A 25,955-nucleotide genomic window follows, 5' to 3' on the forward strand; every position below is an offset into this window, starting at 1 on the left:
CGCAGTCGGCGATCCGCCGACTGCCCGAGAACTTCCATGTCACTCAGTCGCTTGGCTGGTCACACCCATTCCGAGCTGCATTTCCTGCACGGTGGCGCGCGTCGCCTCAACATAGGCATCAACGAGATGGCGATTCTTTGTATCGCGAAGCCAGCAGAGGCTGAGATCAGATGCAATGTTGGGGCGGAAGGGCCTGATCGTAAGGTGATCGCGCTGGCCGTAGGCGAACACCGGGTCGACAATGGCAATCCCGAGCCCGTTGGCGACCATTTCACACACCGCCGGTGCAAGGGTTGCGTCCATGATGTAATTCAGGCGGGTGCCGTAGCCATCAAGTGTGCTTTCGATCTTCTGCCGGATGCGGTTGTCGGCGGCAAAGCCGATATAGGGCTCGCCGTCGATGTCGGCCGGCTCGACCTGTTGTTTCGCCGCGAAGCGATGGCCCGCCGGCGCTATGCAGACAAGGTCACCGCCGCGTAGGGGAACACATTCGATATAGGGGTTGTCCGTATTGCGATTGATCAGGCCGATGTCGACCTGTTTGGAGAGCAGCCATTCAACGATGAATTGCGAACTGCGGATCACCACGGAAATATAGGCATCGCCATACCTGGCAAGAAAGCGCTTGTTGGTGTGGCTGATGAAGGGACCGGACAGGGCCGGCATCACGCCAACGGAAATTTGCCCAAGCTCCTCGCGCCGGATCAGGTCGACGGCCCGCTCTATCTGCTTGATGCCGGCAAAGACACGATCAATCTCCTTGTAGAGCCGCATCCCATGTTCCGAAGGGATGAGCCGCCCCTTGACGCGATCGAACAGCGCAAGTTCCGTATCCTCTTCCAAATGCGCCAACAGCTTGCTCACCGCAGGTTGCGAGATATGCAATATCTCGGCTGCACGGCTGACCGTACCACATTCGATGACGGCCTTGAGGGCCTCGATTTGTCGCAGGTTCGGTGCGCGCTTCATTCCATAACTTCTCAAAAGGGGGCGGCCTGCAATCACCCTAGCGCCGTCACCGGATGTTGACAATGTGACCGCTCGCTATGCTGGAAAACACCGGCGCTCGGCGCCGCGACGCGAATTGCGATCCTATAACCTTTTGGAATAGAGGCAGACTCAAAAACAATTAGACGGGTCAAAATTGCTGCGCCTATCTATGTGCAGGCTGCAGTCGGATCTATCCGGTTGCGCGATTGGCGATCGGCCCGGCATTGCGCCACGCACGGACCGACGCTCATCAAGTCACGCTGGGAGGCGCGAGGAGGAACAATGATTATCGGACAGAAGATCAATCGCAGGAACGCACTCAAGCTGCTGGGAGCTGGCAGCGCGACGCTGCTCGCAGCGCCGTACATCATCCGGCCGGCCAGCGCGCAGAGCTCGGTTCTCAACATCACCACATACGACAAGTTCCTGCCGCAGGACTTCATCGAGCAGTTCCAGAAGGAAAGCGGCATTGAGGTGCGCATCCGTCTGACGGACGACCAGGGCAAGCAGTACAATCTGCTCACGGCAGAAGGCGCAAGTCCGACCACCGACATCGTCACCGTTGCGGGCCATCGCTATAGCCAGTTCATCGGTTCGAAGCTGGTACAGGCGCTCGACACGGCCAGGCTGCGCAATTGGTCGAACCTCAACCCGGCCTATCAGGACGCGTCCTGGGCGCGCTACGAGGGCAACCTGTGGGGGTTGCCGATCCTGGCCGGCTACGAAGGCCTGGTCCGCAATACGGACTACGTGCCGGAGGCCGACAGCTGGGGCATCATGTTCGACGAGAAATACGAGGGTCTGACCGCGTACCTGGCGGGCGACTTCATGTCGATCACCATGAAGTATCTCGGCCACGATGGCGACTTCGTTACCTATACCGACAAGGCCGAAGAGGCCCGCAACGCCGCCAACGAGGCGCGCGACTTCCTGATCAAGCACAAGCATATGGTTCGCAAATACTACGACGCAGCCAGCGAAGTGCAGCAGATGTTCATCAACGAGGATATCCACCTGGCGCAAGCCTGGTCGGGCCCGGCCGCCAAGCTGATCATGGACGGCGTGCCAGTAAAACTGTCCGTTCCGAAAGAAGGCACCTACGGGTTCTGCTACACGCTGAACATCGTCAATAACGCGCCTAACGGCGAGAACGCCTACAAACTGTTCGATGCTATCCTGGCCAATCCTGAGGTCGGTGCCGCAATGACGCGCACCTCCGGTTTCAGCTCGACAATCTCGGGCGTCGACAAGCTGCTCAACGACAAGGAGCGGCTGGCGTCGACGTTGCCGCAGGACGAACTTGAGCGCGTCACCTTCTTCAGCTCGACCAACCGTTCGCTGAAAAACGAAATCATTGATCGTGCCGTCGCCGAACTGAAGGCGGCTTAAGCAACCATAGAGCGGCGATTGGCCCTGACCCCGTTGTAGCGACGGGGTCAGTAAGACGACGCACGTCTGGTCGCCGCCCAGCGGGTCAAGGTTTGGGACAATTCAATGGCCGTGGGAACAAGCACAGCGGATGGGGGTATCCCCGCCTATGCCGCTCAAATGAAATATTCGACAGGCATTGCCCGGGTGATCCACTCGCCGGCCTATCGATATACGTTGGGCGCCGTTGCCGAGTGGCGATACGGACGCATCCTTCTGTTTGCCGGCGTGCCGGTTGTCTGGATGCTGATGATGCATATCGGCCCCATCTACGAGATGCTGCGAATCAGCCTTCTTTCCAGCTATCCGCCACAGCCTGGCGTGGAGGCGAATTTCACGCTCGACAACTACGCGCTGTTCTTCAGCGAGAAACTCTACTGGATGCCGCTGCTGCGTAGCTTCGTCTACGCATCGATTGCAACTGCGGTAACCCTGATCGTGGTCTATCCGGTTGCCTACTACGTGGCAAAGGTGGTCTCGCCCGGGGGTAGGTCGCGAGCGCTGCTCCTGCTGTTGGCACCGTTCTGGGCCGGCGAAATCATCCGCATCTTCTCGGTCATCATGCTTCTGGCCAATCGTGGTGCAGTCAACGTGCTTCTGCGGGAGATCGGGCTGACCGACCGCCCCATCCAGATGCTCTACACCTCATTCTCGATCAGCTTCGGCCTGGTCTACATGGTCTGCCTGTACATGTTGCTGCCGCTCTATTCGGCCATCGAGAAGATCCCGAAATCCCTGCTTGATGCGTCAGCCGACCTCGGGGCAGGGCCGTTCACGCGCTTCCGCCGCATCGTGCTGCCGCTTTCGCGCGACGGTATCGTCTCCGGTTGTTCGCTGGTCTTCCTCACCTGCATGGGCGTGTTTTCTGCCCCCATCCTGCTTGGCGGGCCGACCACCAGCATGTTCTCCGAGACGATCAGCAGCTTCTTCCACGGTGCCAGCAGCCGCTGGCCGGCGGGTGCCGCCTTCGCAATGATCATGCTGGCTGCATCCCTCGTGACCGTGGGTCTGTTCATGCGGGTCGTCGGCGGCTCGAAGCAAAGGACATTCTGATGCGCGCCATGTTTCTCGATTGGCCGGGGCTGGCTCTCAAGTCCGTCTACTGGCTGTTTGTCCTCTATCTGTTTCTGCCGTTGTCGCTGATGGTCGCTGTCAGCTTCAAGGATGCGAGCTTCATCTCGTTTCCGCTCGGAAACCTGACGATCGACTGGTACGCCAAGGTCATTCAGAACAAGCAGTTCCTGGACGCCTGCCTTTACACCATCATGATCGCCGCGGCGACGACAGCCATCGCAACGGTGATCGGGGTCTGGATTGCGATGTTGATCGGGTCGCTGCGCGGGGCCGCTCAATACGTGGCCTTTGCCGTGGCGTGCCTTCCCGCCGTCGTGCCGGGCATGATCTCGGCGATCTCCTTGCGCATCTTCATCACGACCATAGATCTTCCGACCGGCACGGCAGCCATCATTCTCGGCCACGTCGTTCATGCCGTTCCGTTCGTTGTGGTCATGGTGCTGACGCGACTGCGCTCGATGCCGGGCAATCTGGTCGACGCCGCGCGTGATCTCGGCGCAGACAGCATCGTCACCTTCTTCCGCGTCACTCTTCCTTACCTGGGGCCGGCCATTTTCGGCGGCATGATCTTCTGCCTGCTGCTGTCGAGCGATGACTTCGTCCGCACCTTCTTCCTCGGCGGCTATCGCCCCACGTTGCCGATGCTCATCTTCGCCCGCGTACAGTCCGGCATGTCGCCTGAGATCAACGTCATGGCGACACTCGTCCTGGTCGTCACCGCCATCGTTGGACTTTACGCAGAATATCTCACACGTCGTTCGAGGATCCGCTGATGGAACCGGTTGTTCAGTTCGAAAATGTCAGGAAGAGCTTCGGCAGCTTTGTCGCGGTCGATAATCTCAACCTCAATATCGAGCGCGGCAAATTCGTCACGCTGCTAGGCCCCTCCGGCTGCGGCAAGTCGACGACGCTGCGCATGCTCGGCGGGTTTGAAACACCCACGAGCGGCCGCATCCTGCTATCGGGCCGTGACGTGACCCGGGTTCCGCCGAACCGGCGCAACGTGAACATCGTGTTTCAGGATTATGCGCTGTTTCCGCACATGACCGTCGCGAAGAACATCGCCTTCGGTCTGGAATTGAAGGGGGTCGACAACCGGCAGATCCAGAAGCGGGTATCGGAACTTCTGGAACTCGTACAGTTGCAGGAATTCGCAGGCCGACTTCCGTCCGAGCTGTCGGGCGGTCAGCGCCAGCGTGTCGCTTTGATGCGAGCGCTGGCGCCCGATCCCGACGTTCTCCTGCTCGACGAGCCGCTTTCTGCACTCGATGCGAAGCTTCGCCAGACCATGCAGGTCGAGCTCAAGGCGATCCAGGAGCAGACCGGCAAGACGTTCATGTTCGTCACCCACGATCAGGAAGAGGCACTGACTATGTCGGATACGATCGTGGTCATGAACAATGGCCGGATCGAGCAGATGGGCGATCCGGCGACCCTGTACAATCGCCCGGGCTCCGCTTTCGTGGCGACCTTCCTCGGTGAAACCAATCTGTTGCGTTCCGATGTCGTCGGCACCGAAGCAGGGGAAGCCGCGGTGCGGTGGAACGGTGTGACGATCAAGACCTCCCCCGGCGCGCTGTCTCCGAACCCAGGCGACGCGATCTACGTCGTGTTGCGGCCAGAGGCAATCCAATGCTCGGCGCACGAACCGAGCGTGGCAAACCGGGTGCAGGGGCGGATCCGCCAGCGCGTCTTCAAGGGCAACCACACATCGCTCAAGGTTGAGATCGGTGACGGACACCTGCTCAACGCGCTCGTTCATCCAAGCGAAATGGAAGGCCTCCGCCGCGACGACATCTGGGTTGGCTGGCCGTCCGAAGCGACCACACTCATCCCCTCCCGAAACGCGGCGTCATAGCCGCAACGTCTTAACGACGGGCGCCTGGCGGCGCCCGTTACCCGATATCAGTTAAAATGGAAAACGACATGCGAGTAGGTATCGCGGGTGCGGGCTCTATTGCCTTTGGCACCGCCGCACTTCTTGAAAAACTGGGACACAAGGCAACGCTCTGGTCGCCATCCGGCACAGGGACCTTGGCGCTGGCCGAGGGAGAAAGCCTGACGGCCGAGGGTGCCGTCGAAGGCGTGTTCGATCCGGCGGTCGCTCAGAGCGCAGCAGATCTGGTCAGCGGTGCAGATGCGATCGTCATCGCGTTGCCGGCCTACGGTCACAGGTTCGTGCTGGACGAAATCGCGCCCCATCTCGCTGCTTGGCAAGTGGTAATCTTCAGTTCGCACACCTCGTTCGGAGCGCTCTACCTTTCATCGCTTCTGGCCGCGCGCGGCATGAGCGTGCCGATCGTCGCCTGGGGTACGACGATCGTCAGCGGTCGGAAGCTCGGCCCGGCGCTGGTCCAGGTGAACACGATACGAAAGCAGGTTGATCTGGCGACCGTTCCGGCGTCGGAGAGCGCCAGGGGACACGCGGTTTGCAAGGCGCTCTTCGGCGAACATTTTGTCGATCGCGGCAGCCTGCTGGCAATCGCCCTGTCGAACCTGAATCCGCAAAACCACCTGGGCATCGCGCTTGGCAACATGTCGCGTATGGAGCGTGGCGAGAGCTGGGTTCAGGCCCAGAACGTCACCCCCAATATAGGCCGTCTTCTAGAGACGCTCGATCGCGAGCGCCTGGCCATAGCCGAGAAGTTGGACCTGAAAGTGCGCGACATTTTCCAACATTTCCACCTGTCGTTCCATGTGCCGGTCAGCACCATCTCGCAGATGAACCAGGAAATGCATGAGGCCGGACATAATGGCACGGGTCCTGCGACGGCCGACAGCCGCTACGTGACGGAGGATGTTCCCTTCGGTCTGGTGGTCACGGCGCAGCTCGCGCGCCTGGCCGGATGCCCGGCAGACCTGCACGAGGCCGGTATCCGCATCTTCTCGGCCATGTACGGCCGGGACTTCGAAGGCGAGAACGACCTCCTTCCGGAACTGGGCCTCGAGCGGCTGGATCTCGAAGGTCTCGATGCCCTGTGCCGCACCGGCTTCCCGCCTGTCGTCGCTGTCGATCGAGCCGAGGGACGCGTCTGAATGAGCGATCGCTTCCTCACCCATCTTCGTTCTGAACTCGAGGGCCTGAAGACGGCCGGGCTGTACAAGTCGGAGCGTGTCATCACCTCGAAGCAGGCGGGCGCGATCGAGGTCGCCTCGGGCGACCGCGTGCTCAATTTCTGCGCCAACAACTATCTCGGCCTTGCCGACAACGAAGAACCGGCTGAGGCCGGCAAGCAGGCGCTCGACCGTTACGGCTACGGCATGGCCTCGGTGCGCTTCATCTGCGGCACGCAGGAGGAGCACAAGCAGCTCGAGGCCCGCATCTCGTCGTTCCTCGGCCTGGAAGACACCATCCTCTATTCCTCCTGCTTCGATGCCAATGGCGGCCTGTTCGAAACGCTGCTTGGCGAAGAGGACGCGATCATCTCCGACGCGCTCAACCACGCCTCGATCATCGACGGCGTGCGGCTCTCCAAGGCCAAACGCTTCCGCTACGCCAACAACGACATGGCAGCACTGGAGGAGGAGCTGAAGAAGGCGGAGGGCAGTCGCTTCAAGCTGATCGCCACCGACGGCGTGTTCTCGATGGACGGCATCATCGCCAACCTGCAAGGCGTCTGCGACCTCGCCGACAAATACGGCGCCATGGTCATGGTCGACGACAGCCATGCGGTCGGCTTCGTCGGCAAGAATGGCCGCGGCTCGGCCGAACATTGCGGCGTCGAGGGCCGCATCGACATCATCACCGGCACGCTCGGCAAGGCGCTCGGCGGCGCCTCCGGCGGTTACACCTCGGCCAAGGCCGAGGTCGTCGAGTGGCTGCGCCAGCGCTCGCGGCCCTATCTGTTTTCCAACACGCTGGCGCCGGTGATTGCCGCCGCCTCGCTCACGGTCTTCGACCTGATCGAAAACGGCGACGCGCTGCGTGAGCGGCTCTATGCCAATGCCACCCTGTTCCGCACCGAGATGTCGAAGCTCGGCTTCACGCTCGCCGGCGAGGGCCATCCGATCATCCCTGTCATGCTCGGCGATGCGGCGCTCGCCCAGGAGATGGCGGCGCGCATGCTGAAAAAGGGTGTCTATGTCATCGGCTTCTCGTTCCCGGTGGTGCCGAAGGGGCAGGCGCGCATCCGCACGCAGATGTCGGCGGCCCACAGCGAGAACGACGTACGCCGGGCGATCACCGCCTTCGAGGCGGTCGGCCGCGAGCTTGGCGTGATCTGAGGGAGAGACCGATGACGAACATGATGAAGGCGCTGGTGAAGTCGAAGCCGGAAGAAGGCCTCTGGATGGAGCGGGTGCCGGTGCCGGAGATCGGCCCGAATGACGTGCTGATCAAGGTGAAGAAATCGGCGATCTGCGGCACCGACGTGCACATCTGGAACTGGGACCAGTGGGCGCAAAAGACCATCCCGGTGCCGATGGTCGTCGGCCATGAGTTCATGGGCGAGATCGCCGAGGTCGGCTCGGCCGTCACCAAGTACCATGTCGGCGAGCGGGTGTCGGGCGAGGGCCATATCGTCTGCGGCAAGTGCCGCAACTGCCGCGCCGGCCGCGGGCATCTGTGCCGCAACACGCTCGGCGTCGGCGTCAACCGCCCGGGTTCCTTCGGCGAGTTCGTCTGCCTGCCGGAATATAACGTCGTGCCGATCCCTGAGGACGTGCCGGACGAGGTCGCGGCGATCTTCGACCCGTTCGGCAATGCCGTGCACACCGCCCTTTCCTTCGATCTCGTCGGCGAGGACGTGCTCGTCACCGGCGCCGGGCCGATCGGCATCATGGGGGCACTGGTTGCCAAGCGCTCGGGTGCGCGCAAGGTGGTGATCACCGACATCAACCCGACGCGCCTCGCGCTCGCCAAAAGCGTCGGCATCGATTACGTCGTCGACGCCTCGAAGGAGAACCTCGCCGACGTGATGAAGGCGATCGGCATGACCGAGGGCTTTGATGTCGGGCTGGAGATGTCGGGAGCGGCACCGGCCTTCCGCGACATGATCGACAAGATGAACAATGGCGGCAAGATCGCCATCCTCGGCATTGCGCCGGCCGGCTTCGAGATCGACTGGAACAAGGTGATCTTCAAGATGCTCAACCTCAAGGGCATCTACGGTCGCGAGATGTTCGAGACCTGGTACAAGATGATTGCCTTCGTGCAGGGCGGGCTCGATCTTTCTCCCGTCATCACCCACCGCATCAGGATCGACGAATTCCGCGACGGCTTCGAGGCCATGCGCTCCGGCAATTCCGGCAAGGTAGTGATGGACTGGTAAGGCCTTGAGGAGAGCTCCGCGCGATTTGCGTGGTCTCTGGAACGACCATAGATAAGCGTTTGCCAGAGTCTCCGCTCGCGGCGGGTTCGGAGATACGTTCATCCGCGCTTCGGAGGGCGTTCCAGATCTCTCGCGTGAAGCTAGCCTGGACTTCTCGCGAGCGCGGGGAGAGGGCGGGCAAACCGCCCTCTCGTCGGCGCACTTTCGTCAGCGTTTGTGATGAACGCTTTGCAGGCCATAGACCGGTGTCTGGATGCCCTCCAATCGTGCCTTCAGTTGCAGCGAGAGATACTGCGAGTAATGGCGCGACTGGTGCAAGTTGCCGCCGTGGAACCAAAGCGCCTCCTGTTGCGTCGGCTTCCACATGTTGCGCTGTTCGCCCTCCCAGGGGCCGGGATCCTTCGGCGTATCGGAGCCGAGCCCCCAGACTTTGCCGATGCGGTCGGCGGTCTCCTGGTCGATGAGGTCCGCGACCCAGCCGTTCATCGAGCCGTAGCCCGTCGCATAGACGATGACGTCGGCCGGGATTTCCTTGCCGTCAGACAGTTTTACCGAGGTCTCGGTGATCTCTTCCACCTGTCCCGCGGCAAGCTTCACCTTGCCATCGATGATCAGCTGTGAAGCGCCGATATCGATGTAGTAGCCGGATCCGCGGCGCAGGTACTTCATGAAAAGACCCGAGCCATCCGCCCCCCAATCCAGCTGGAAGCCGGCTTTCTCCAGCGCCGCGTAGAAGTCGGCGTCGCGCTCGCGCATCTTGTCGTAAAGCGGGATCTGGAACTCGTGCATGATCCGATAGGGCAGCGAGGCGAAGATGAGGTCCGCCTTGCCCGTCGTCACGCCATTTGCCAGCGCCTGTTCGGAATAGAGCCCGCCGAGGCCGATATCCATCAGCGTGTCGGATTTAACGATATGGGTTGTCGAGCGTTGGATCATCGTGACGTCGACGCCTGCTTCGTAAAGTGCGGCGCAGATGTCATGGGCCGAATTGTTCGAGCCGATCACGACAACCTTCTTGCCCTTGTAGCCATCCGGCCCCGGGTGCTGCGAGGAATGATGCTGCTCACCCCTAAAGCGCTCGCGGCCCTTGAAATCCGGGATGTTCGCCTTGCCGGACATGCCGGTTGCAAAGACGAGCTGTTTCGGCCGCAGCACCACTTCCTCGCCGTCGCGGTCGACCACGATCGTCCATTCCTTCGTGGCTTCGTCCCATTTGGCCGACTTGGCGGTGGAGCGTGTCCAGTAGTTCAGCTCCATCACCTTCGTATAGAATTCCAGCCAATCGCCGATCTTGTCCTTTGGCGCGAAGACCGGCCAGTTTTTCGGGAAGTCGATGTAGGGCAGGTGATCGTACCAGACGGGGTCATGCAGGCAGAGCGACTTGTAGCGCTTGCGCCAGCTGTCGCCTGGCCGCTCGTTCCTTTCGAGGATGATGGTGGGCACGCCCAGCTGACGAAGCCGAGCGCCGAGCGCAATGCCGCCCTGTCCGCCGCCGATGATCACGACATAGGGCTGGTATTCATAGCCGAGCGTGCGCTCCTCATGCTCGCGCTCCTCTTTCCAGGTCTTCGCGCCAACATTCTGGCCATGCTTGGCGCCGAGGGGGCGGGTAAAGCCGGACTTTTCCTCGTGGCCCTTGAGTTCGGCAAGCGCCGTCAGCAGCGTCCAGATAAGGCCGTTCTTGATGCGCACGAGGCCATAGCCGCGCCCGGTCGCCGTCTCGAACGAGATCCAGCTTTCGAGCACGCCATCGGTCTCGGTCGCTTCCTCGCCGGCGGCGACGCGCCAATTGGAGGGCTTTGCAAAGGCGAGCTGCGCATCAAGCATGTCGCGCACCTGATCCCGGCCCTCGACCGTCTTGATATTCCAGGTGAAGGCGACGAGGTCGCGCCAGTAGCATTCCTCGGCGAAGAGCTTGGCTGCATCGTCGATGCGGCCGGTTTCGAGCGCGTCGCCAAAGGCATCAAGCAGCGTCTGAACGCGGGTGGTGGGGGTCTTCTCGAGCATCGTTTCTCCTCCTGCTCTGTGATGAAGATGGGACGGCTCCTCAACCGTCCCGCAACGCGGACCGGCCTAACGCTTCAGGTCGATCAGAATTTTCAAATGGGTGCCGGCGGGATCGAGTAGCTTATCGAACCCTGCCGAAACCGCCTCGCCGAGCGAGACATATTTGGTGACGATCCGCCGCGCCGGAATCTGGCCGCTGGCGATCAGGCGCGCGACACGCGGCCAGTAGTGGGTCGGGTAGGCCCAGGAACCGCGGATATCGATGTCCTTGAAGGTTACGTCGAACCAGTTCAACGGGTTTTCTCCTGGGTGAAGACCGGTCTGTACGACAACGCCCCGCTTGCGCACGGCGCTTGCGCAGGCCTTGAGCGCATGTTCGTTGCCGACGCATTCGATGGCGACGTCGCAGCCGACACCGCCCTCGGTCTCGGCCTGGACGACGTCGCTGACCTTTTCCATCTTCGGATTGATCGTGCGGACGTCGCCCAGCGCTTCCTTGGCCAGCGACAGTCGCGTCTCGTTGGGGTCGGAGAGGAAAATCTTCGAAGCGCCGGCGGCCCGCGCAGCCATCGCAACGAGAATGCCGATCGGCCCTGCGCCGGTGACCAGCACGCTGCAACCGGCGGTGACGCCGCCGCGGTCGCAGGCGTAAACAGCGACTGCGGTGGGCTCGATCAGCGCGGCCTCCTCGTCGGACAGTGCATCGGGAATGGGCTGGACATTGTAGTCGTTGAGAAGGGCTGCTTCCGCCATTCCCCCGGAATGCCAGGAGAGGCCCGCAAGTGCGAGGTTGGCGCTCAGGTGAAACAGACCGCGATCGGCATAGTAGTCGCCACGGCGGGGCATGATCAGCGGCTGGACTGAGACCCGGTCGCCCGGCTTCACATGGCTGACCCCTTCGCCGACTGCCTTTACGACGCCGCCGAATTCATGACCAAGGATCTGTGGTCCATGGGCGCCGGTGAAGGGATGCGGCTCTTTCGGGATGAAGATCGGCCCATAGGCATATTCATGCAGATCGGTCCCGCAGATGCCGCAGAAACGGTTCTCCACCAGCACCTCGCCCGGCCCGGGCTGAGGCGGGGCCTCGACATCGTCAATGCGGAGATTCCTGGCTGCGTGAAAGCGCAGAGCTTTCATTTGTGTTTCCTCCTGTTGTTCTTGCACAGGAGGGACAGCAAGCAGCATGCCAGATCGCCAGGTTGCCTATTTATTCAGTAATATCAATTTCTTAAAAATGATCGCAGCCGAATGTCTCGTGGAATGCAACAGTTGCTGCGCAACAGGTGTTGCAGGCGTTGCGTCAGTTGAGACGCTTCAGGCGACGGTGGATGGTCGAGCGGTTGACGCCGAGCTTCCTTGCAAGTGCCGAGATGTTGTCGCCGCAGTCTCGCAGCGCCTGTCTCAATGCATCGTCCTCGCCAGGCAGCGAACCGACCTGGGCGGCGAAGAGATGTTCCGGCAGGCACTCGGTATCGATGAGGCCACCTTCGGAAAGTGCGGCGGCGACCCGCAGGACGTTGGAAAGCTCACGCAGATTTCCCGGCCATTCATGCGCCAGCAAGGCCGCCCGGGCGGCCTTGTCGATGCGGTAGGGCTCGTTGTTCTCCTTCTCGATGCGAGCGAGCAATTGGTCGATCAGCCAGCCGAGATCCTGGCGCTCTCGCAAGGCTGGCAGGCAGAGCGTTGCGGCGTTCAGGCGGTAATAAAGGTCTTCTCGGAAACGGCCTTCCTTCACCAGTTCCGCGAGATCGCGGTGGGAGGCGGAAACCACGCGCAGGCGGATCGGGCGCGCCTTCAGCGCGCCGACCGGCTGGACTTCATTTTCCGAGAGCACGCGCAACAGCCGGCTTTGCAGCGAAAGCGGCATGTCGCCGATCTCGTCGAGGAACAGGGTGCCGCCGTCGGCATCCTCGATCAGGCCGCGCTTGCCCTTCTGGCTGGCGCCAGTGAACGCGCCGGGAGCGTAGCCGAAGAGTTCGGACTCGATGAGATGCTCCGGGATTGCCGCGCAATTGACCGCGACGAAGTTGCCATTGCCGCCGCAACTGTCATGGATCGCGCGCGCAAGATATTCCTTGCCGCTGCCCGTTTCCCCTTGAATGAGAATAGAGATGTTGCGGGTCGCAAGTTTCGCCGCGCGGGTCTGCACCCGTTCCATTGCGGCGTCGCCGCGACTGAGATCGCGCAAAGCCCGTGGGAGGCGCGGTTCCGCGCCGGCAGGCGTGCGAAGGCTGACGACGGGCGCGATGGCGCTAGCGAAAAGGACAAGACCACTCTTGGCTCGAAGCAGGCGTTCGCCGTTCGGCCGGCCGCGCATGAAATTCGGCAGGTCGTCTACGTCGATATCGAAGATCTCCGAAACCGGAAGGCCAAGGAAATCACGCGTTCTGAGGCCGCGGATGTTCATCGAGCGGGCGAGTGCGCCGAAACCACCATGGGTCATGCCAGTGATACGCCCGCTGCCATCCAGGGCGATGGCGGCGTCCGGGTCGACATCAAGGAATTCCGGCGACCGCGCGAGCCGCAGGACCCAGTCATTGCGGGTACGGGTCATGAGATTGGCGAGCTCGATCCGGCGTGCAGTCGCGGACACCAGATGCAGCGCCAGCTGCTGGCTCGCCTTGGCGGTGGGTGACCGGAGCTGGGAGATGTCGAGCACGGCGGTAAGGTCGCCAAGCGTGTCGAAGACGGGCGCCGCCGTACAGGTCAGTCCGATATGGCTGGCGTCGAAATGATCGTCCTGATGAATGATGACCGGTTCGCCGGAGACAATGCAGGCCCCGACGGCACAGGTTCCTGCTCGGCTCTCCGACCATTCCGAGCCGAGATAGAGCCCCGCCTTGCGCAGCTGGTTGTCGAAAGTCGGGTCGCCCATGAAATCGACGGTGACGCCACGCGCATCGGACAGCAACAAAACATAGTTCTGTTCGGCGACCTGGTTGAACAGCCCTTCAAGGCCGGAGCGGCCGATGCGGATCAGTTCTTCAGCCTGTTCGCGATGCTCGCGCAGCTTCGATCCCGGAACGATATAGGCTTCCTGCGCGATCGTCGGATCCAGCTTGTAATCATTGAGGCAGCGAAGCCAGGATTGGACCACGGGTGCATCGCGCGGGCTCGCAGCGCCCGAGCCAACACGCTCTATCTCACGTATATGCGATAGCGGCGTTGTCATCGATCGGCCTCCCAGGCGGGAAGCTGACACACTCTCGGCGTGTCGACAATCCATATCTATCAATAGGCAAAGCAGCGACCGGGGGACTTCCCACGAGGTATCGATCGGAATCCGCGCCATCGTGATGCTGCGGCGTGAGCGCTTTCCTTTCTCCATCCAAATATCGCGTCGCCGGCGCATAGGCTGCTTTCCGGTGGGCGCCTCGATCCCCACGGGAGCCTGTCGGCGGCCAGCTGCTGCATCACAGTTGAAGAATGCGCAGGGGCAAAAGAGTTGGAGGTGTGGGCGACAGGCCACAGTCAGAGATGCTAGGGGTGCTCACCGGGAAGGGGCACTCTATCAAGCAGGAGACTTCTCGATGAGCAGAACTGCCATGAACGCCCTAGGACAGCCGGTCTATTACAGCGGAAGTTCGACGGCATGGTATTCCGCAAGCGGATCCGGACCGAGCCTTTTCGGCACGCCCGCCAACGATTCCATCTGGGGCGACAGTTCCGTCGACGTAACGATGGTCGGCGGCACGGGCGACGACATCTACTACCTTTATTCATCGACGAACCGGGCCGAAGAGGCCCCCGGCGAAGGCGTAGACACGATCGATACGTGGATGAGCTACACCTTGCCGGAGAATTTCGAGAACCTGACCGTCACCGGCAACGACCGATATGCGTTCGGCAACAGTGCCGACAATATCATCACCGGTGGTTCGGGCAGCCAGACCATCGACGGACGCGCAGGTAACGACGTGCTCATCGGCGCCGGTGGAGCCGATACCTTCGTGTTCGAACATGGCAACGGCAGCGATCTCATCGCCGATTTCAGCTCCAACGACACTGTCCGCCTCGATGGCTATGGGTTCACCTCGTTCGAACAGGTCCTGGCCAATTCTGCCCAGGACGGGGACGATCTCCGCCTTCATCTCGCCGACGGCGAAAGTGTGGTGTTCGCCGATACGACAACCGACCAATTGCAGGAGAACCAGTTCAAGCTGAGCCTGGACCGGTCCGCCTTCACGCAGACTTTCTCCGATGATTTCGACACGCTTCAACTCCGCAGCGACACAGGCGGTGTCTGGGATGCGAAATACTGGTGGGCGCCGGAAGAGGGGGCAACGCTAACCGAAAACGGCGAGCTGCAATGGTACGTCAATCCGAGTTATGAGCCGACCGCTTCCGTCAACCCGTTTTCGGTCGAGGACGGCGTGCTGACGATCACCGCCGAGCGCGCCTCGGGAGAAATCCAGTCCGAGATCGGTGGCTATGATTACACGTCCGGGATGCTGACGACCTATTCGTCCTTCGCCCAGACCTACGGCTACTTCGAGATGCGAGCCGACATGCCGGACGATCAAGGCGCCTGGCCCGCTTTCTGGCTGCTACCCGCCGACGGCTCCTGGCCGCCGGAACTCGACGTCGTCGAAATGCGCGGGCAGGACACCAATACCGTGATCACCACCGCCCATTCCAACGAAAGTGGCGAGCACACCGTCAGCCGAGACGGAGTGCAGGTCGCCGATACCGATGGGTTTCACGACTATGGCGTGCTTTGGACGGAAGATGAGATCGTCTGGTACTTCGACGACACGGAGATCGCCCGCACGGACACGCCCGCGGATATGCACGAGCCGATGTATATGCTCGTCAATCTCGCGGTTGGAGGGATGGCCGACACGCCTAATGACGACTTTGCCGACGGCGCGGAGATGAAGATCGACTCCATCGAGGCGTACTCGCTGGACTCCGACTGGGATATCTAAGCGGACGACGAAGGGTGGGCCGCTTCCGGAGCGGCCCACCCTGCCAAACGGCCATGACCATGCGCAGCGTCTGTACGGATGGGCTCCGCCTTCGTCGGGTTCCGTGGCGAACCGGATGTCACTACCCGACGCAACGGCCAGGACGCGAGGGACGGCCACATCAGCGCCAGTCCGTGCTTCCGGTTCCTCTATCGTCTTGCAGGGTTTCGAGAAGCAAGCTCATTTCCCCGAGCGCAACGGTTTGGGACATGGCAATGTCCAGAAGCGCGTCTCTGAACCGGCTGCGCTGCGAGGCGTCGCGTCGCTGCAAGCCTTCGAAACGCGCTGGGCAAAGGTCACTCGCTGGGTGCGGCACGATTGCTCACCTCCTGCACCACGCCGGATGAATGGCGAACCTGGCGCGATTGTCGTAGCAGATAGGAACCCAACTCTGCGGCGGCAGCGATATCGGCAAAGAGCAGACCCGCCTCCGCCATGGTGCCGTCGTCGAGCGCATCTGTTTCGTTCGGGTCGAAATCATCCAGCAGTTCGAGAAGTGCCGCGATCCTACGCCGTTGCTCGCCGGCCGCGGTCAACAGGCTCCGCTCGATCCGCTCGCGCTCCAGCCTCTCAAGGTCGCGCAGTGCCTCGCCCACGCGGTCACGGCATTCGCAGTCGATGGCGCTGCTCAAGACCGCGCCGTGCATCCGTGCGATCGCACGGCTGATGTCCTCTTTTGTCTGGGCCAATGTCGATGTCATCGCGGGTTCGGCTGCTCGCATTACGTTTGTTCCACGTCCAGAGTTGCGCAGCGGCATCTTTCGGCGCTGCGCAATCACGATCCGGTATTTCGACGTCCAGCCTAAAGGCAAGAGGGGCCGGGCTGTTTGAACCAGCGCAAAGAAAGGTAGCTTTCCACTGGCACGCCGCTTGGCCAGGACAGCCGGCCGCGTTTTAGCCCTACGGCCGAAGAGACTTGAGGTCACCGACGATCACCACGCAGACCTCGGCCGCAAGGAAGGACGGGACTTCCGTCAGTTATTCCCATATCAAGTCCACGGGATGCGTTGCAGTCGCAACCGCAACGACAGACGGCCGGTCGCCGTCATTTCTGAACGTACCATGCCAGGCTCGTGGAGCCGTGAAGTAGGACTAACCTTGATGGTCGCATCAACACTCGGGCAGACGTCGCCCGCGTCTCCAGATGAATTCGCCGGGCGCGAGCAACTGCGTGCGAGTTCCGCAGAATTCCGGAAGGAAGTCATCGAAATCACGGACGGTGTCTTTGCTGCCGTGGGGTATTCGGCGAGCAATGTCACGCTGATACAGGGAGAGAAAGGCTCCATTATCGTCGACACGTCTGCAAACCCCGTCGACGCAAAGGCGATCGTGGACGCCTTCGGGAATCGCTTCGTACGTCCCGTCCTGGCAATCATCTACACGCACAATCACCCGGACCATTCCGGCGGCGCGAGCGTGTTTGCCGGATCTGACAACCCCGAAATCTACAGCCATCAGACGCTGTTGGAATCTGGTCCTGAGTTCGGAAGAGGACCGCGCGACGGCGGTGATGCCTTCGGCACCAAGCTCGCTGACCATCTGTTCATCAACGCGGGTACGCAGCTCGAATATGGCCGTGTGACCCCGCATACGCGGGAGGGATTCCTGCCGCCGACCCGCACATTCAGAGGGGAGAGCGAGACCATAGAGCTGGCGGGGGTGCAGATGCAGCTCATCCATACGCCAGGGGAGTCTCCTGAGAACACGGCGATCTGGATCGCCGGGAAGGGAGTGCTGGTCCCCGGCGATGATTTCCTGAAATCATACCCGAACCTCTCGCCGATCCGCGGCCTGAAGCTGCGGCCGCCGGAGAAGTGGATCGCAAGCCTCGACAAAATGCTCGCCTTGGACGCCACCTACATGGTCCAGGGCCACATGCGCCCGATCCTCGGGAAGGACGAGGTCCGCAAGGCTCTCACCGATTACCGCGACGGCATCAAGACCGTCCTCGACCAGACCCTGGCCGGGATCAAACAAGGAAAGACACCCGACGATCTTGTTCAGGAGGTGAAACTCTCTCCTGAGCTCTCAAAGAGCCCCTACCTGCAAGAATACTATGGCACTGTCGCGTGGGCTGTGCGTGGTATTTACGCCGATTACGTCGGCTGGTTCGATGGAAATGCCACGAATTTGAATCCTCTGCCGCCCGGGGAGCGCGCCCGAAAGATGCTCGAAATGGCAGGAAGCCTAGATAAGATCATCGCCCGCGCCCGGGAAGCCATTGAGGCCAAGGAGTTTCAATGGGCGGCAGAAATGATCGATCATGTGTTGGTCGTTGACCCTGCGAACATGGCAGCCAAGGAGATCAAGGCCCAGGCGCTGACCGAGTTGGGCGAACGCCAGATCAATGCTACCGCCCGGAACTATTACCTCACCGCAGCTCAATACCTGCTGAAGCGAGAGAGGCAGGCGTAGCCCTCGCCATTGAGTTGCTGTGTCCGCGCGGGCACGCCATCGTTCTTGAATTCGCTTCAAGGTGAGGACCGGAGGTTTCTTCGGTCCGAGACACCAGAGGCTTCATTGAGCGCGTGGCCGCGGGCCCTCCTGAACTTCGAGCAGGCAGGGAATGGAAACGCATGATTGCGCCATTGAGCCTCTTTCATCGTTTCCTGCTCGCCGGGCCTTACTTTGAGCCGAGCACGGATGTGATCGCGTCTGCGGCCGCTTTCACGACGATGCCGGCCTCTTTCTTCGTCAGGCAGAGTGGTGGTGCGAAGCCGAGGATGTCGCCTTGGGGCATGGCGCGGCCGATGACGCCGCGATCCAGGAGGGCGGCGGCGATCTGCGGGCCGACCTTTTTTGCCGGGTCGAAGAAGGCCCGGTCGTCCTTGTCCTCGACGAACTCGACCGCCGCCATCAATCCGTCGCCACGCACCTCGCCGACATGCTTGTGGTCGGCAAGCGCTTTCGCCAGTTCCGAGCGGAAATAGGCGCCGGTTTTGCCGGCGTTCTCGACAAGGCCCAATTCGTCGATCAGTTCGAGATTGGCAACGCCCGCGGCAGCGCAGATCGGATGGGCGGAATAGGTCCAGCCATGGCCGATCGCGCCCAGCTCGTCAGAGCCCTGCACCAGCACCTGCCACATCTTGTCGGAGACGATCGTGCCGGAAAGGGGCGCATAGGCAGAGGTCAGGCCCTTGGCAATGGTGATGAGGTCGGGCCTCATGCCGTAATGGTCGGAGCCGAACATCGTGCCGAGACGGCCAAAGCCGGTGACCACCTCGTCGGCGACGAGCAGGATCTCGTATTTTTCGAGCACCGCCTGGATCTTCTGCCAGTAGCCCTTCGGCGGTGGTACGATGCCGCCCGTACCGAGGATCGGCTCGCCGATGAAGGCGGCGATCGTCTCCGGTCCTTCGGCCAGGATCATCTCTTCGAGCTTGTCGGCGCAATCTTGCGAGAACTGCTCTTCATCCATCGACCGGTCCGGGCGGCGGAAGAAGTAGGGCGCTTCCGTGTGCAGGATCGGCGCGCGCGGCAGGTCGAAAGCGTTGTGGAAGAGATGCAAGCCGGTCAGCGAGCCCGTCATGACGCCGGAACCATGATAGCCGCGCCAGCGTGAGATGATCTTCTTCTTTTCCCGCCGGCCGAGGATGTTGTTGTAGTACCAGATCAGCTTGATGTTGGTCTCGTTGGCATCCGAACCTGAAAGACCGAAGTAGACACGGCTCATGCCCTGAGGCGCGCGATCGATGATCAACTTGGACAGCCTAATCGAGGCTTCTGTGCCGTGACCGACATAGGCGTGGTAGTAAGCGAGGTTCTTGGCCTGCTCGGCGATCGCGTCGGCGATCTTCTGCCTGCCGTAGCCGACATTGACGCAGTAGAGGCCGGCAAATGCGTCAAGGCTCGTCTTGCCGCTGGTGTCGGTAATGTAGACGCCGTCGCCGCCGCCGATGACCCGGGTCGGCGTCTCGCCGCGCGCATGCATGCCCATATGCGTGGACGGGTGGAAGAAGTGATCACGGTCCCAGGCGGTAAGTTCGTTGCTTCTGTCGAGCATGGTGTTTCCTTTCGCGTATGAAATGTGGCGCCCGCGATCAGGCGGCCGTGTCGATGCAGAGATATTTGAGTTCCGTGAAGGCTTCGATGCCATGGCGGGAGCCTTCGCGGCCGAGGCCCGACTGCTTCCAGCCTCCGAAGGGGATCGGTCCGCCGGTGATCTTCACCCGATTGATGGCGACCATGCCATACTCAAGCGCCCGTCCGAGACGCATCTGGCGCGCGCCGCTCGCGGTGACGACATAGGCGACGAGGCCATACTCAGTGTCGTTGGCGCGAGCGATCACTTCGTCCTCGTCGTCGAAGGCCGTCACGGCTGCGACCGGACCGAATGTCTCTTCGCGCATGATCAGTGCCTCGTCGGGCACGTCGATCAGGAGTGTGGGTTCAAGGAAAAGCGATCCGGCCAGGTGGCGTTGTCCGCCGACTGCAAGCTTGGCGCCAAGCCGCAGCGCGTCGGCCAGTTGCTCCTCAACCTTGGCGATCGCTCGTTCGTGCATCAGCGGGCCGATTGCGCTGTCGCGGTCGAGCCCGGTGCCGACCTTCAAGCGCGCAATCCGCGCAGCAAAGGCCTCCTCAAAAGCCCTGAGGATCGGCCGCTCGACATAGATGCGATTGGCAGCGAGGCAATCCTGGCCAGACGTCGCGAACTTTGCGGCGATCGCGATATCGGCTGCCTTCTCCACGTCGGCATCGGCGAAGACGATCAGCGGCGCGTGCCCGCCGAGTTCCATGACCAGCCGCTTCATCGTCCGTGCGCACTGGCTGGCGATGAGCTTGCCGATTTCCGTCGACCCGGTGAAGCTCATGGCGCGGATGCGCGCATCGGCATTCATGCGGCCAACGATGGTGGCGGCATCCCCTGTCACCACGTTGAAGACACCTGAGGGAAGGCCGGCCCGCTCGCCGAGTTCGGCAAGGGCAAGTGCTGAAAGCGGTGTTTCGCTGGAGGGATGCGCAACGACGGTGCAGCCGGCGGCAAGGGCCGCTGCGGCCTTGCGGGTGATCATGGCGGAGGGGAAATTCCACGGCGTCACGATGCCGACGACGCCGAGAGCCTCGCGACGGACGATCATCTCGGCTCCGGGAAGATGGCTGGTGACGCTTTCGGCGTTGAGGCGCTTTCCTTCCTCAGCATACCACTCGATGAAAGAGGCCGCATAGTCGATCTCGGCACTGGACTCGGCAAGCGGCTTGCCCTGTTCCAGCGTCATCAGCAGCGCAAGATCAGCGCGGGCCTCCAGGATCAGGTCATGCCACTTGCGCAGGATCGCGGCGCGCTGTTGCGGCAGCATGCTTCGCCAGGCGGGTAGCGCGTCGCTCGCGGCCGAGATGGCCTCCCCGGTCTGCTCAGCATCAAGGGCCGCGACCCAGGCAAGGGTCGCCGACGAGGCGGGATCGGTCACCTTGAAGCCGGCACCGTCATGGCCGGCGATCCAGCGACCGCCGACATAGGCGAGCTCCCGCAACAGGTGCGGATCGGCAAGGCGGGCGAGGGCGTCGTGAAAGGTCGTGCGGGCAAATACGGCGGTCATGGCGGCCTCCTCTTGTTGTGTAGAGGAAGTCTGCCAGAGGGAAGGCGGCAGATTGTCTATTGCCGGGGTGGGCGGCAGAGACTTTGGCCAAAGGTAGGGGCGACCGTAGACGATCTCTCTATTGGGAGGCGGGAAGCAGCGTCTCGAGCGCTCACGAGATAAGGCGTAAAGCGCGCCTACTGGTTCTTCCAGGTGTGAAAGACTGCGGCCTGGCCGACACAGGCGCTGTCGGAGCGCACAAGCTGCCAGACCGTCGCCTCTTCGATCCAGAACCGGCGTCCGGATTTCGCGATCCGAACGCCGCGATAGTTGTCGATGAAACCCTTGGCAGAGACGCCGTCTAGAAGGCGCTGCCTTTCTTCGCGGTCTGGCGCCTCGGCAGAAAGGCGCGACGGCATACCGATGAATTCGTCCCAAGAATATCCGAAACAGGCCTGGGCCGTCTTGTTCGCGTATATGAAACGGGGATCCTCGGACCGGTCATGTGCGAGCAAGGCGAACGGCGCGGATTCATAGAGCCACCTGCCGTCTACGGAAGGATCACCTAAGCTTCTGCCTGTCAGCTGGCGGAAGCTTGCAATCATCAGTGCGGAAATCTCTTCGACGTCACGCTCGCTCATCATGCCGTTCCCTTTTTGCTGTGCGTCGCCATTGGCCGCATCTTGCAGACATCGGCCATCGTGGAGGCGAGAGTCCGCTATCGATGCTGCCCTGGTTTCCGGCCAGCCACCTGGATCGCGTGGTGTTCCTGAAGGCGGGCGCTCTGCGAAGAATTCCACGTTATCCAGGCTGAGCGCCTCTGCCGATGATTTCTCGAGACTGCGTGCGCCTTAGGCGGTCAGTCGTGGATGGCCATCTGCAATTCGGCATCGCGGCCGAGTGTCGCCATCCATTCGGTGAACTCGGGGCGGCTCTTGATCTGCCGACCATAGTGACGGCCAAGCGCCGCAGTGAGCTCACCCCGGCGGCCGAGCTGTTCGTCGGCAAAGCTAATCATCTGGGAATTCGGCCACGCTTGCGGGCGGATGGCGACAAGGCGGGCAAAGAGGCTTTCGCCGGGCTCATCCGGGTTTGCCTGCGCCATGAGGGTCAGCATGGCCGCCGTCGAGCGCGACACGCCCATATGGCAGTGAACCAGCACATGGCTCGCGGCTTCCCGATCCTGCCGCATCAGGAAATCCGTACCGAAGCGAAGAACGGCTTCCACGTGTTCCGGGCGGGGCATCACCCGGTTCGGCGCCGCCGCAATGATATCGTGGAAACGCAGCGTCGTGCGGTGGTGCTCGCCATAGGCGCCGAAAGCTTCCAGTTCCGGGAGTTCCGGATCGACGATCGACAGAACGTGGGTCACGTTTCGGCTGCTCTGCCCCGGAAGTTCCTCGATACCGCAAACGGTCAGCACGGGAGAAAAGGTCGTTTCCATGTCCACTATCCTTGCATCGGTTTCATGAAGCATCTGCCCGCATTGCGCACGGGCAGGGCAAAAAGCACGTCGAGCATCATACATCGGGGTGCCGCAGATCGGCACGATGAGGGGTGGATCGACGCGCGGCAGGCGTTGAGACTGACGGTTTCATCGGCGGGAGGCGACGACGAAGCCGTCGGGAGAGATGAAAACTATACGTGCGCCGGCCTTCTTGGCAATCTCGATATTCGAGAACAGGGTAACTCTTGCGCCCCGAAAAGGAGAGCACGAAAACCACGCCCTTTCCCGTCAGGCGGGGGACCGCAACCATCTGCAAGGTTGGACATTCACGATACCGGAAGATGCCGTTCTCCAGCCGCTCCACCAACCGGGGGGCGCCGCGATGGGGTCTGCTCTACGGGCAACAAGGAAGGCGTCGTTCAATGCCCGGTTTAATTAGAAGTTGGCAGCGTTGCCAGTTGCACTCGTCATCGAATGTGCAATGATTTCCGAATTAAACGACGCCGAATAGCTGCAATCTCGAGACGCCTTTGCGCGACGATCCGTGCCTAGTGCAACTTTCAGCCAACAGGACTTGAACACACCTACACACCAATGAAGGAATGTGATCATGCGTAGAATTCTTGCCTACCTCACGGTCGCTTCGTTCTTCTCGACCCCTGCATTTGCGGACCCCGCCGTCCTGACGGCAAATGTGAATTTCAGGGTTGGCCCGGGCACCGGATTTGACGCGATACGCGTCATCCCCCAGGGCGAGGAAGTCGATATCAAGGAGTGTGATTCGGAAGCCAGCTGGTGTGCCGTGAGTTATTCCGGCGCAAATGGGTTCGTTGCGGGCAAATATCTCAACCAGTCTGACGCCACCGCGCCTGCCTGGCCAAGGGTGTTCAACACCGACAAGGGCGCGACGATCACGCTCTTTCAACCGCAGATAACATCCTGGAAGGATTTCAAGGAACTCGAGGCTCTTGTCGCCACCGAACTCAAATCGTCCGCAGACGCAAAGCCGGTCTACGGGATCATCGGGCTTTCGGCAAAGACTGTCGCTGACGATGCATCTGAAAACGTCACGCTGACGGATGTTCGCACCACGCGGCTCGACTTCTCTGCGCTCGACCGCCAGCAACTTGCCGATCTCGCGCTCGATATCGGCAAGCTTGTTCCTACCGATCCGATCGTCGTGTCGCAGCAACGGCTGGCCGCGAGCCTTGCGGATTTCGAGCGTCTCGCAGACGTTCCGGATATCAAGGCCGACCCGCCGCCGATCTTTGAGAGCGAGGCGCCAGCGATCCTGTTGCAGACGGATGGCAAGGCGGTTACGGCCCCGGTCAAGGGCGTTGAGGGCCTATCGTTCGTTGTCAACACGAACTGGGACCTGTTTAAAGTCGAACAATCAGGCGATTACTATCTCCGAAGCGACAAGAATTGGCTCACCTCGAAGACATTGGAGACCAGCTGGGTTGAGGCAGAAACGGTTCCGGATCTGTTTTCCAAACTGCCTGACATCGAGAACTGGAAAGGGGTAAAGGTCTCCCTTCCGCCAACGCGCTTCAACGAGAACGAGATCCCGAAGGTCTTCTATTCGGAGAAGCCAGCGGAACTCTTGATTTTTGACGGAAAGCCGGTCCTCGAACCGGTGGCGGGCACAGGGCTTGATTGGGTTTCCAATACGACCAGCTCGGTCTTTTTCCATCGGGCCAGCAAGAACTGGTACACCCTTCTCTCTGGAAGGTGGTTCTCATCAGCCGCGCTCGAAGGACCCTGGAGTTTTGCCACTCCCGATCTGCCGGACGATTTCGTGAATCTACCTGACGACGCGCCCTATTCAGCAGTGCGTGCTTCGATCCCCGGCACCTCCGAAAGCGCAATGGCGCGTCTGAGGGCGAGTATTCCGAAGCTTGCGCGGGTTTCGACCGATGGGTCATTGAAGGTGGACGTACACTACAATGGCGAGCCGAAGTTCGAGCCGATCGAAGGCACGTCCCTGTTTTATGCCGTCAACGCGAACGAGCAGGTCATCAAGGTCGCGGACAAGTATTTCGTCCTCAAGGATGGCATCTGGTTCGTCGGCGATACGCCGACCGGGCCCTTTGCCGTTGCACGCGCGGTTGCTGACGAGATCTACGGCATTCCATCGTCGTCTCCGGTCTATAACGCCACCTATGTCCGCGTTTACGACACGGAACCGGACGCCGTCTGGTACGGCTACACCCTCGGCTACCTCTATACGTATCTCGCCTGGGACACCGTCGTATGGGGGTCGGGGTGGTACTATCCGCCCTATTGGGACTACTACGATGACGATTGGCCCTACTATCCGCCTCCGATCAGCTATGGGTTTGGCGCCTCATACAACCCGGCCTACGGAACCTTCGGCCGCTATGGCTACGCCTACGGTCCCGAGAGGGGTTTGGCGTTTGGCGCGGCTTATAATCCCGTCACCGGGACCCGGTTCCGCGCCGGCGCGGTGGCAGGACCTGGCGGCGAACGGGGCTTCATCTCCGCCTACAATCCACGCACCGGCAATGCCGTGGTCGCGCGCGGCGGGCAGAATGTCTACGGTTCCTGGGGCAGCGTTGCCGTCAAGCACGGCGGAGAATTCGCACGGATCAGCGGCGGGACCACGGGCAGTGCCGGCGGTTTGCGCTGGCGCAACACGGAAGGCAACAAAGGCTTTATCGTCGGCAGCAAGGGCGGTGACGTCTATGCCGGTCGCGACGGCAGCGTCTATCGCCGCCAGGACGGTCAGTGGCAGAAGCACACGCCGGATGGCTGGCAACCGGTCCAGCGGCCGGATGGAGAGAACCTGCGAAATGCCGGTCAGCGTGCAGCATCCAACAGACCTCAAGCCGCCCAACGTATTCAGAACCGGGTAGAGACAAGGCCTGCACCCCGTCGCAACCAGCAGGTTCGTCAGCGGGCGCCGGATCATCTATCCTTCGATCGTGCCGGAAGACAGTTCGGCAACCAGAATGAACTGAGCCGCAACTATGGCCGGCTCTACCAGGAGTCCGGCGGCAACTTCCAAAGCTATGATCGTGGCGGCGGCTATCGCGGCGGCGGTTTTCAGGGCGGCAGCCGCGGTGGCTTCCACGGCGGTGGCGGTCGGGGCGGCGGGGCCGCCTTCCGTGGTGGCGGCGGTGGAGGACGTGGTGGCGGCGGCCGGGGCCGCTGAACGCGCGGATTGATCTGGCGAAAGCCGTATCGGGAGACTTTTCGCCAAAGCACGGCCGGCGGAGGCCACAACCTGCAT

At 61.5% G+C, this 25,955-nt stretch carries 19 protein-coding genes; 10 read left to right on the forward strand and 9 right to left on the reverse strand.

Annotated elements, in window-relative coordinates; all coding sequences use genetic code 11:
- Positions 1–39: 39 nt before the first annotated feature.
- The gene (locus AC3WWH_RS12930) at positions 40–969 is read right to left on the reverse strand and encodes a LysR substrate-binding domain-containing protein (RefSeq protein ID WP_058321884.1); all 930 of its coding nucleotides are present in this window, start codon (positions 967–969) and stop codon (positions 40–42) included.
- Between the two features lie 303 nt (positions 970–1,272).
- Here AC3WWH_RS12930 and AC3WWH_RS12935 point away from each other — a divergent pair, with 303 nt between their 5' ends.
- The 7 genes from AC3WWH_RS12935 to tdh all read left to right on the forward strand — a co-directional run bounded on the left by AC3WWH_RS12935 (position 1,273) and on the right by tdh (position 8,762).
- On the forward strand, positions 1,273–2,379 hold the full coding sequence (locus tag AC3WWH_RS12935) for an extracellular solute-binding protein (protein WP_058321883.1): 1,107 nt from the start codon (positions 1,273–1,275) through the stop codon (positions 2,377–2,379).
- Positions 2,380–2,484: 105 nt separating this feature from the next.
- On the forward strand, positions 2,485–3,471 hold the full coding sequence (locus AC3WWH_RS12940) for an ABC transporter permease (protein WP_082640750.1): 987 nt from the start codon (positions 2,485–2,487) through the stop codon (positions 3,469–3,471).
- Positions 3,471–4,265 carry an ABC transporter permease gene (locus tag AC3WWH_RS12945; RefSeq protein WP_058321881.1) on the forward strand — a complete coding sequence of 265 codons (795 nt, stop codon included), beginning with the start codon at positions 3,471–3,473 and terminating at the stop codon, positions 4,263–4,265. Before AC3WWH_RS12940 ends, AC3WWH_RS12945 begins: the two co-directional genes overlap by 1 nt.
- Complete coding sequence (locus tag AC3WWH_RS12950; RefSeq protein WP_058321880.1) at positions 4,265–5,350, forward strand: ABC transporter ATP-binding protein; 1,086 nt, start codon at positions 4,265–4,267, stop codon at positions 5,348–5,350. Before AC3WWH_RS12945 ends, AC3WWH_RS12950 begins: the two co-directional genes overlap by 1 nt.
- Before the next feature lie 68 nt (positions 5,351–5,418).
- Positions 5,419–6,528, forward strand: a complete 1,110-nt coding sequence (locus AC3WWH_RS12955) for an NAD/NADP-dependent octopine/nopaline dehydrogenase family protein (RefSeq protein WP_197417294.1) — start codon at positions 5,419–5,421, stop codon at positions 6,526–6,528.
- Entirely contained in the window at positions 6,529–7,716 is a 1,188-nt protein-coding gene (locus AC3WWH_RS12960; protein WP_492376994.1) for a glycine C-acetyltransferase, read from the forward strand.
- Positions 7,717–7,727: 11 nt separating this feature from the next.
- The gene (gene tdh, locus AC3WWH_RS12965) at positions 7,728–8,762 is read left to right on the forward strand and encodes an L-threonine 3-dehydrogenase (protein ID WP_492376995.1); all 1,035 of its coding nucleotides are present in this window, start codon (positions 7,728–7,730) and stop codon (positions 8,760–8,762) included.
- Between the two features lie 207 nt (positions 8,763–8,969).
- On the opposite strand, the gene AC3WWH_RS12970 is transcribed toward tdh, so the two are convergent.
- The 3 genes from AC3WWH_RS12970 to AC3WWH_RS12980 all read right to left on the reverse strand — a co-directional run bounded on the left by AC3WWH_RS12970 (position 8,970) and on the right by AC3WWH_RS12980 (position 13,944).
- Positions 8,970–10,769: an NAD(P)/FAD-dependent oxidoreductase gene (locus AC3WWH_RS12970; protein WP_058321328.1), complete on the reverse strand. Its 1,800-nt coding sequence runs from the start codon at positions 10,767–10,769 to the stop codon at positions 8,970–8,972.
- A 66-nt stretch (positions 10,770–10,835) separates the two neighbouring features.
- Positions 10,836–11,909, reverse strand: a complete 1,074-nt coding sequence (locus AC3WWH_RS12975; protein ID WP_058321329.1) for a 2,3-butanediol dehydrogenase — start codon at positions 11,907–11,909, stop codon at positions 10,836–10,838.
- Between the two features lie 163 nt (positions 11,910–12,072).
- Positions 12,073–13,944: a sigma-54-dependent Fis family transcriptional regulator gene (locus AC3WWH_RS12980; RefSeq protein WP_058321330.1), complete on the reverse strand. Its 1,872-nt coding sequence runs from the start codon at positions 13,942–13,944 to the stop codon at positions 12,073–12,075.
- Positions 13,945–14,302: 358 nt separating this feature from the next.
- On the opposite strand from AC3WWH_RS12980, the gene eglC reads away from it, so the two are divergent.
- Positions 14,303–15,700: an endo-1,3-1,4-beta-glycanase EglC gene (eglC, locus tag AC3WWH_RS12985; RefSeq protein ID WP_058321331.1), complete on the forward strand. Its 1,398-nt coding sequence runs from the start codon at positions 14,303–14,305 to the stop codon at positions 15,698–15,700.
- Between the two features lie 335 nt (positions 15,701–16,035).
- Here the strand turns inward: eglC and AC3WWH_RS12990 are convergent, their stop codons facing one another.
- On the reverse strand, positions 16,036–16,461 hold the full coding sequence (locus AC3WWH_RS12990; RefSeq protein ID WP_058321332.1) for a hypothetical protein: 426 nt from the start codon (positions 16,459–16,461) through the stop codon (positions 16,036–16,038).
- Between the two features lie 379 nt (positions 16,462–16,840).
- Here AC3WWH_RS12990 and AC3WWH_RS12995 point away from each other — a divergent pair, with 379 nt between their 5' ends.
- Positions 16,841–18,154, forward strand: a complete 1,314-nt coding sequence (locus AC3WWH_RS12995) for an alkyl/aryl-sulfatase (RefSeq protein WP_113399508.1) — start codon at positions 16,841–16,843, stop codon at positions 18,152–18,154.
- A 208-nt stretch (positions 18,155–18,362) separates the two neighbouring features.
- Here AC3WWH_RS12995 and AC3WWH_RS13000 read toward each other — a convergent pair whose 3' ends face one another.
- The 4 genes from AC3WWH_RS13000 to AC3WWH_RS13015 form a co-directional block, all read right to left on the reverse strand.
- Positions 18,363–19,742: an aspartate aminotransferase family protein gene (locus AC3WWH_RS13000; protein WP_058321334.1), complete on the reverse strand. Its 1,380-nt coding sequence runs from the start codon at positions 19,740–19,742 to the stop codon at positions 18,363–18,365.
- A gap of 37 nt (positions 19,743–19,779) precedes the next feature.
- Entirely contained in the window at positions 19,780–21,276 is a 1,497-nt protein-coding gene (locus AC3WWH_RS13005; protein WP_058321335.1) for an NAD-dependent succinate-semialdehyde dehydrogenase, read from the reverse strand.
- A gap of 176 nt (positions 21,277–21,452) precedes the next feature.
- Entirely contained in the window at positions 21,453–21,899 is a 447-nt protein-coding gene (locus AC3WWH_RS13010) for an MEKHLA domain-containing protein (protein WP_058321336.1), read from the reverse strand.
- A 215-nt stretch (positions 21,900–22,114) separates the two neighbouring features.
- The gene (locus tag AC3WWH_RS13015) at positions 22,115–22,699 is read right to left on the reverse strand and encodes a tyrosine phosphatase family protein (protein ID WP_058321337.1); all 585 of its coding nucleotides are present in this window, start codon (positions 22,697–22,699) and stop codon (positions 22,115–22,117) included.
- Positions 22,700–23,312: 613 nt separating this feature from the next.
- Between AC3WWH_RS13015 and AC3WWH_RS13020 the strand changes: the two genes are divergently transcribed.
- Positions 23,313–25,877: an SH3 domain-containing protein gene (locus AC3WWH_RS13020; RefSeq protein WP_063891447.1), complete on the forward strand. Its 2,565-nt coding sequence runs from the start codon at positions 23,313–23,315 to the stop codon at positions 25,875–25,877.
- Positions 25,878–25,955: the final 78 nt, after the last annotated feature.

Source organism: Ensifer sp. EB106-03-01-XG145, assembly GCF_058792075.1.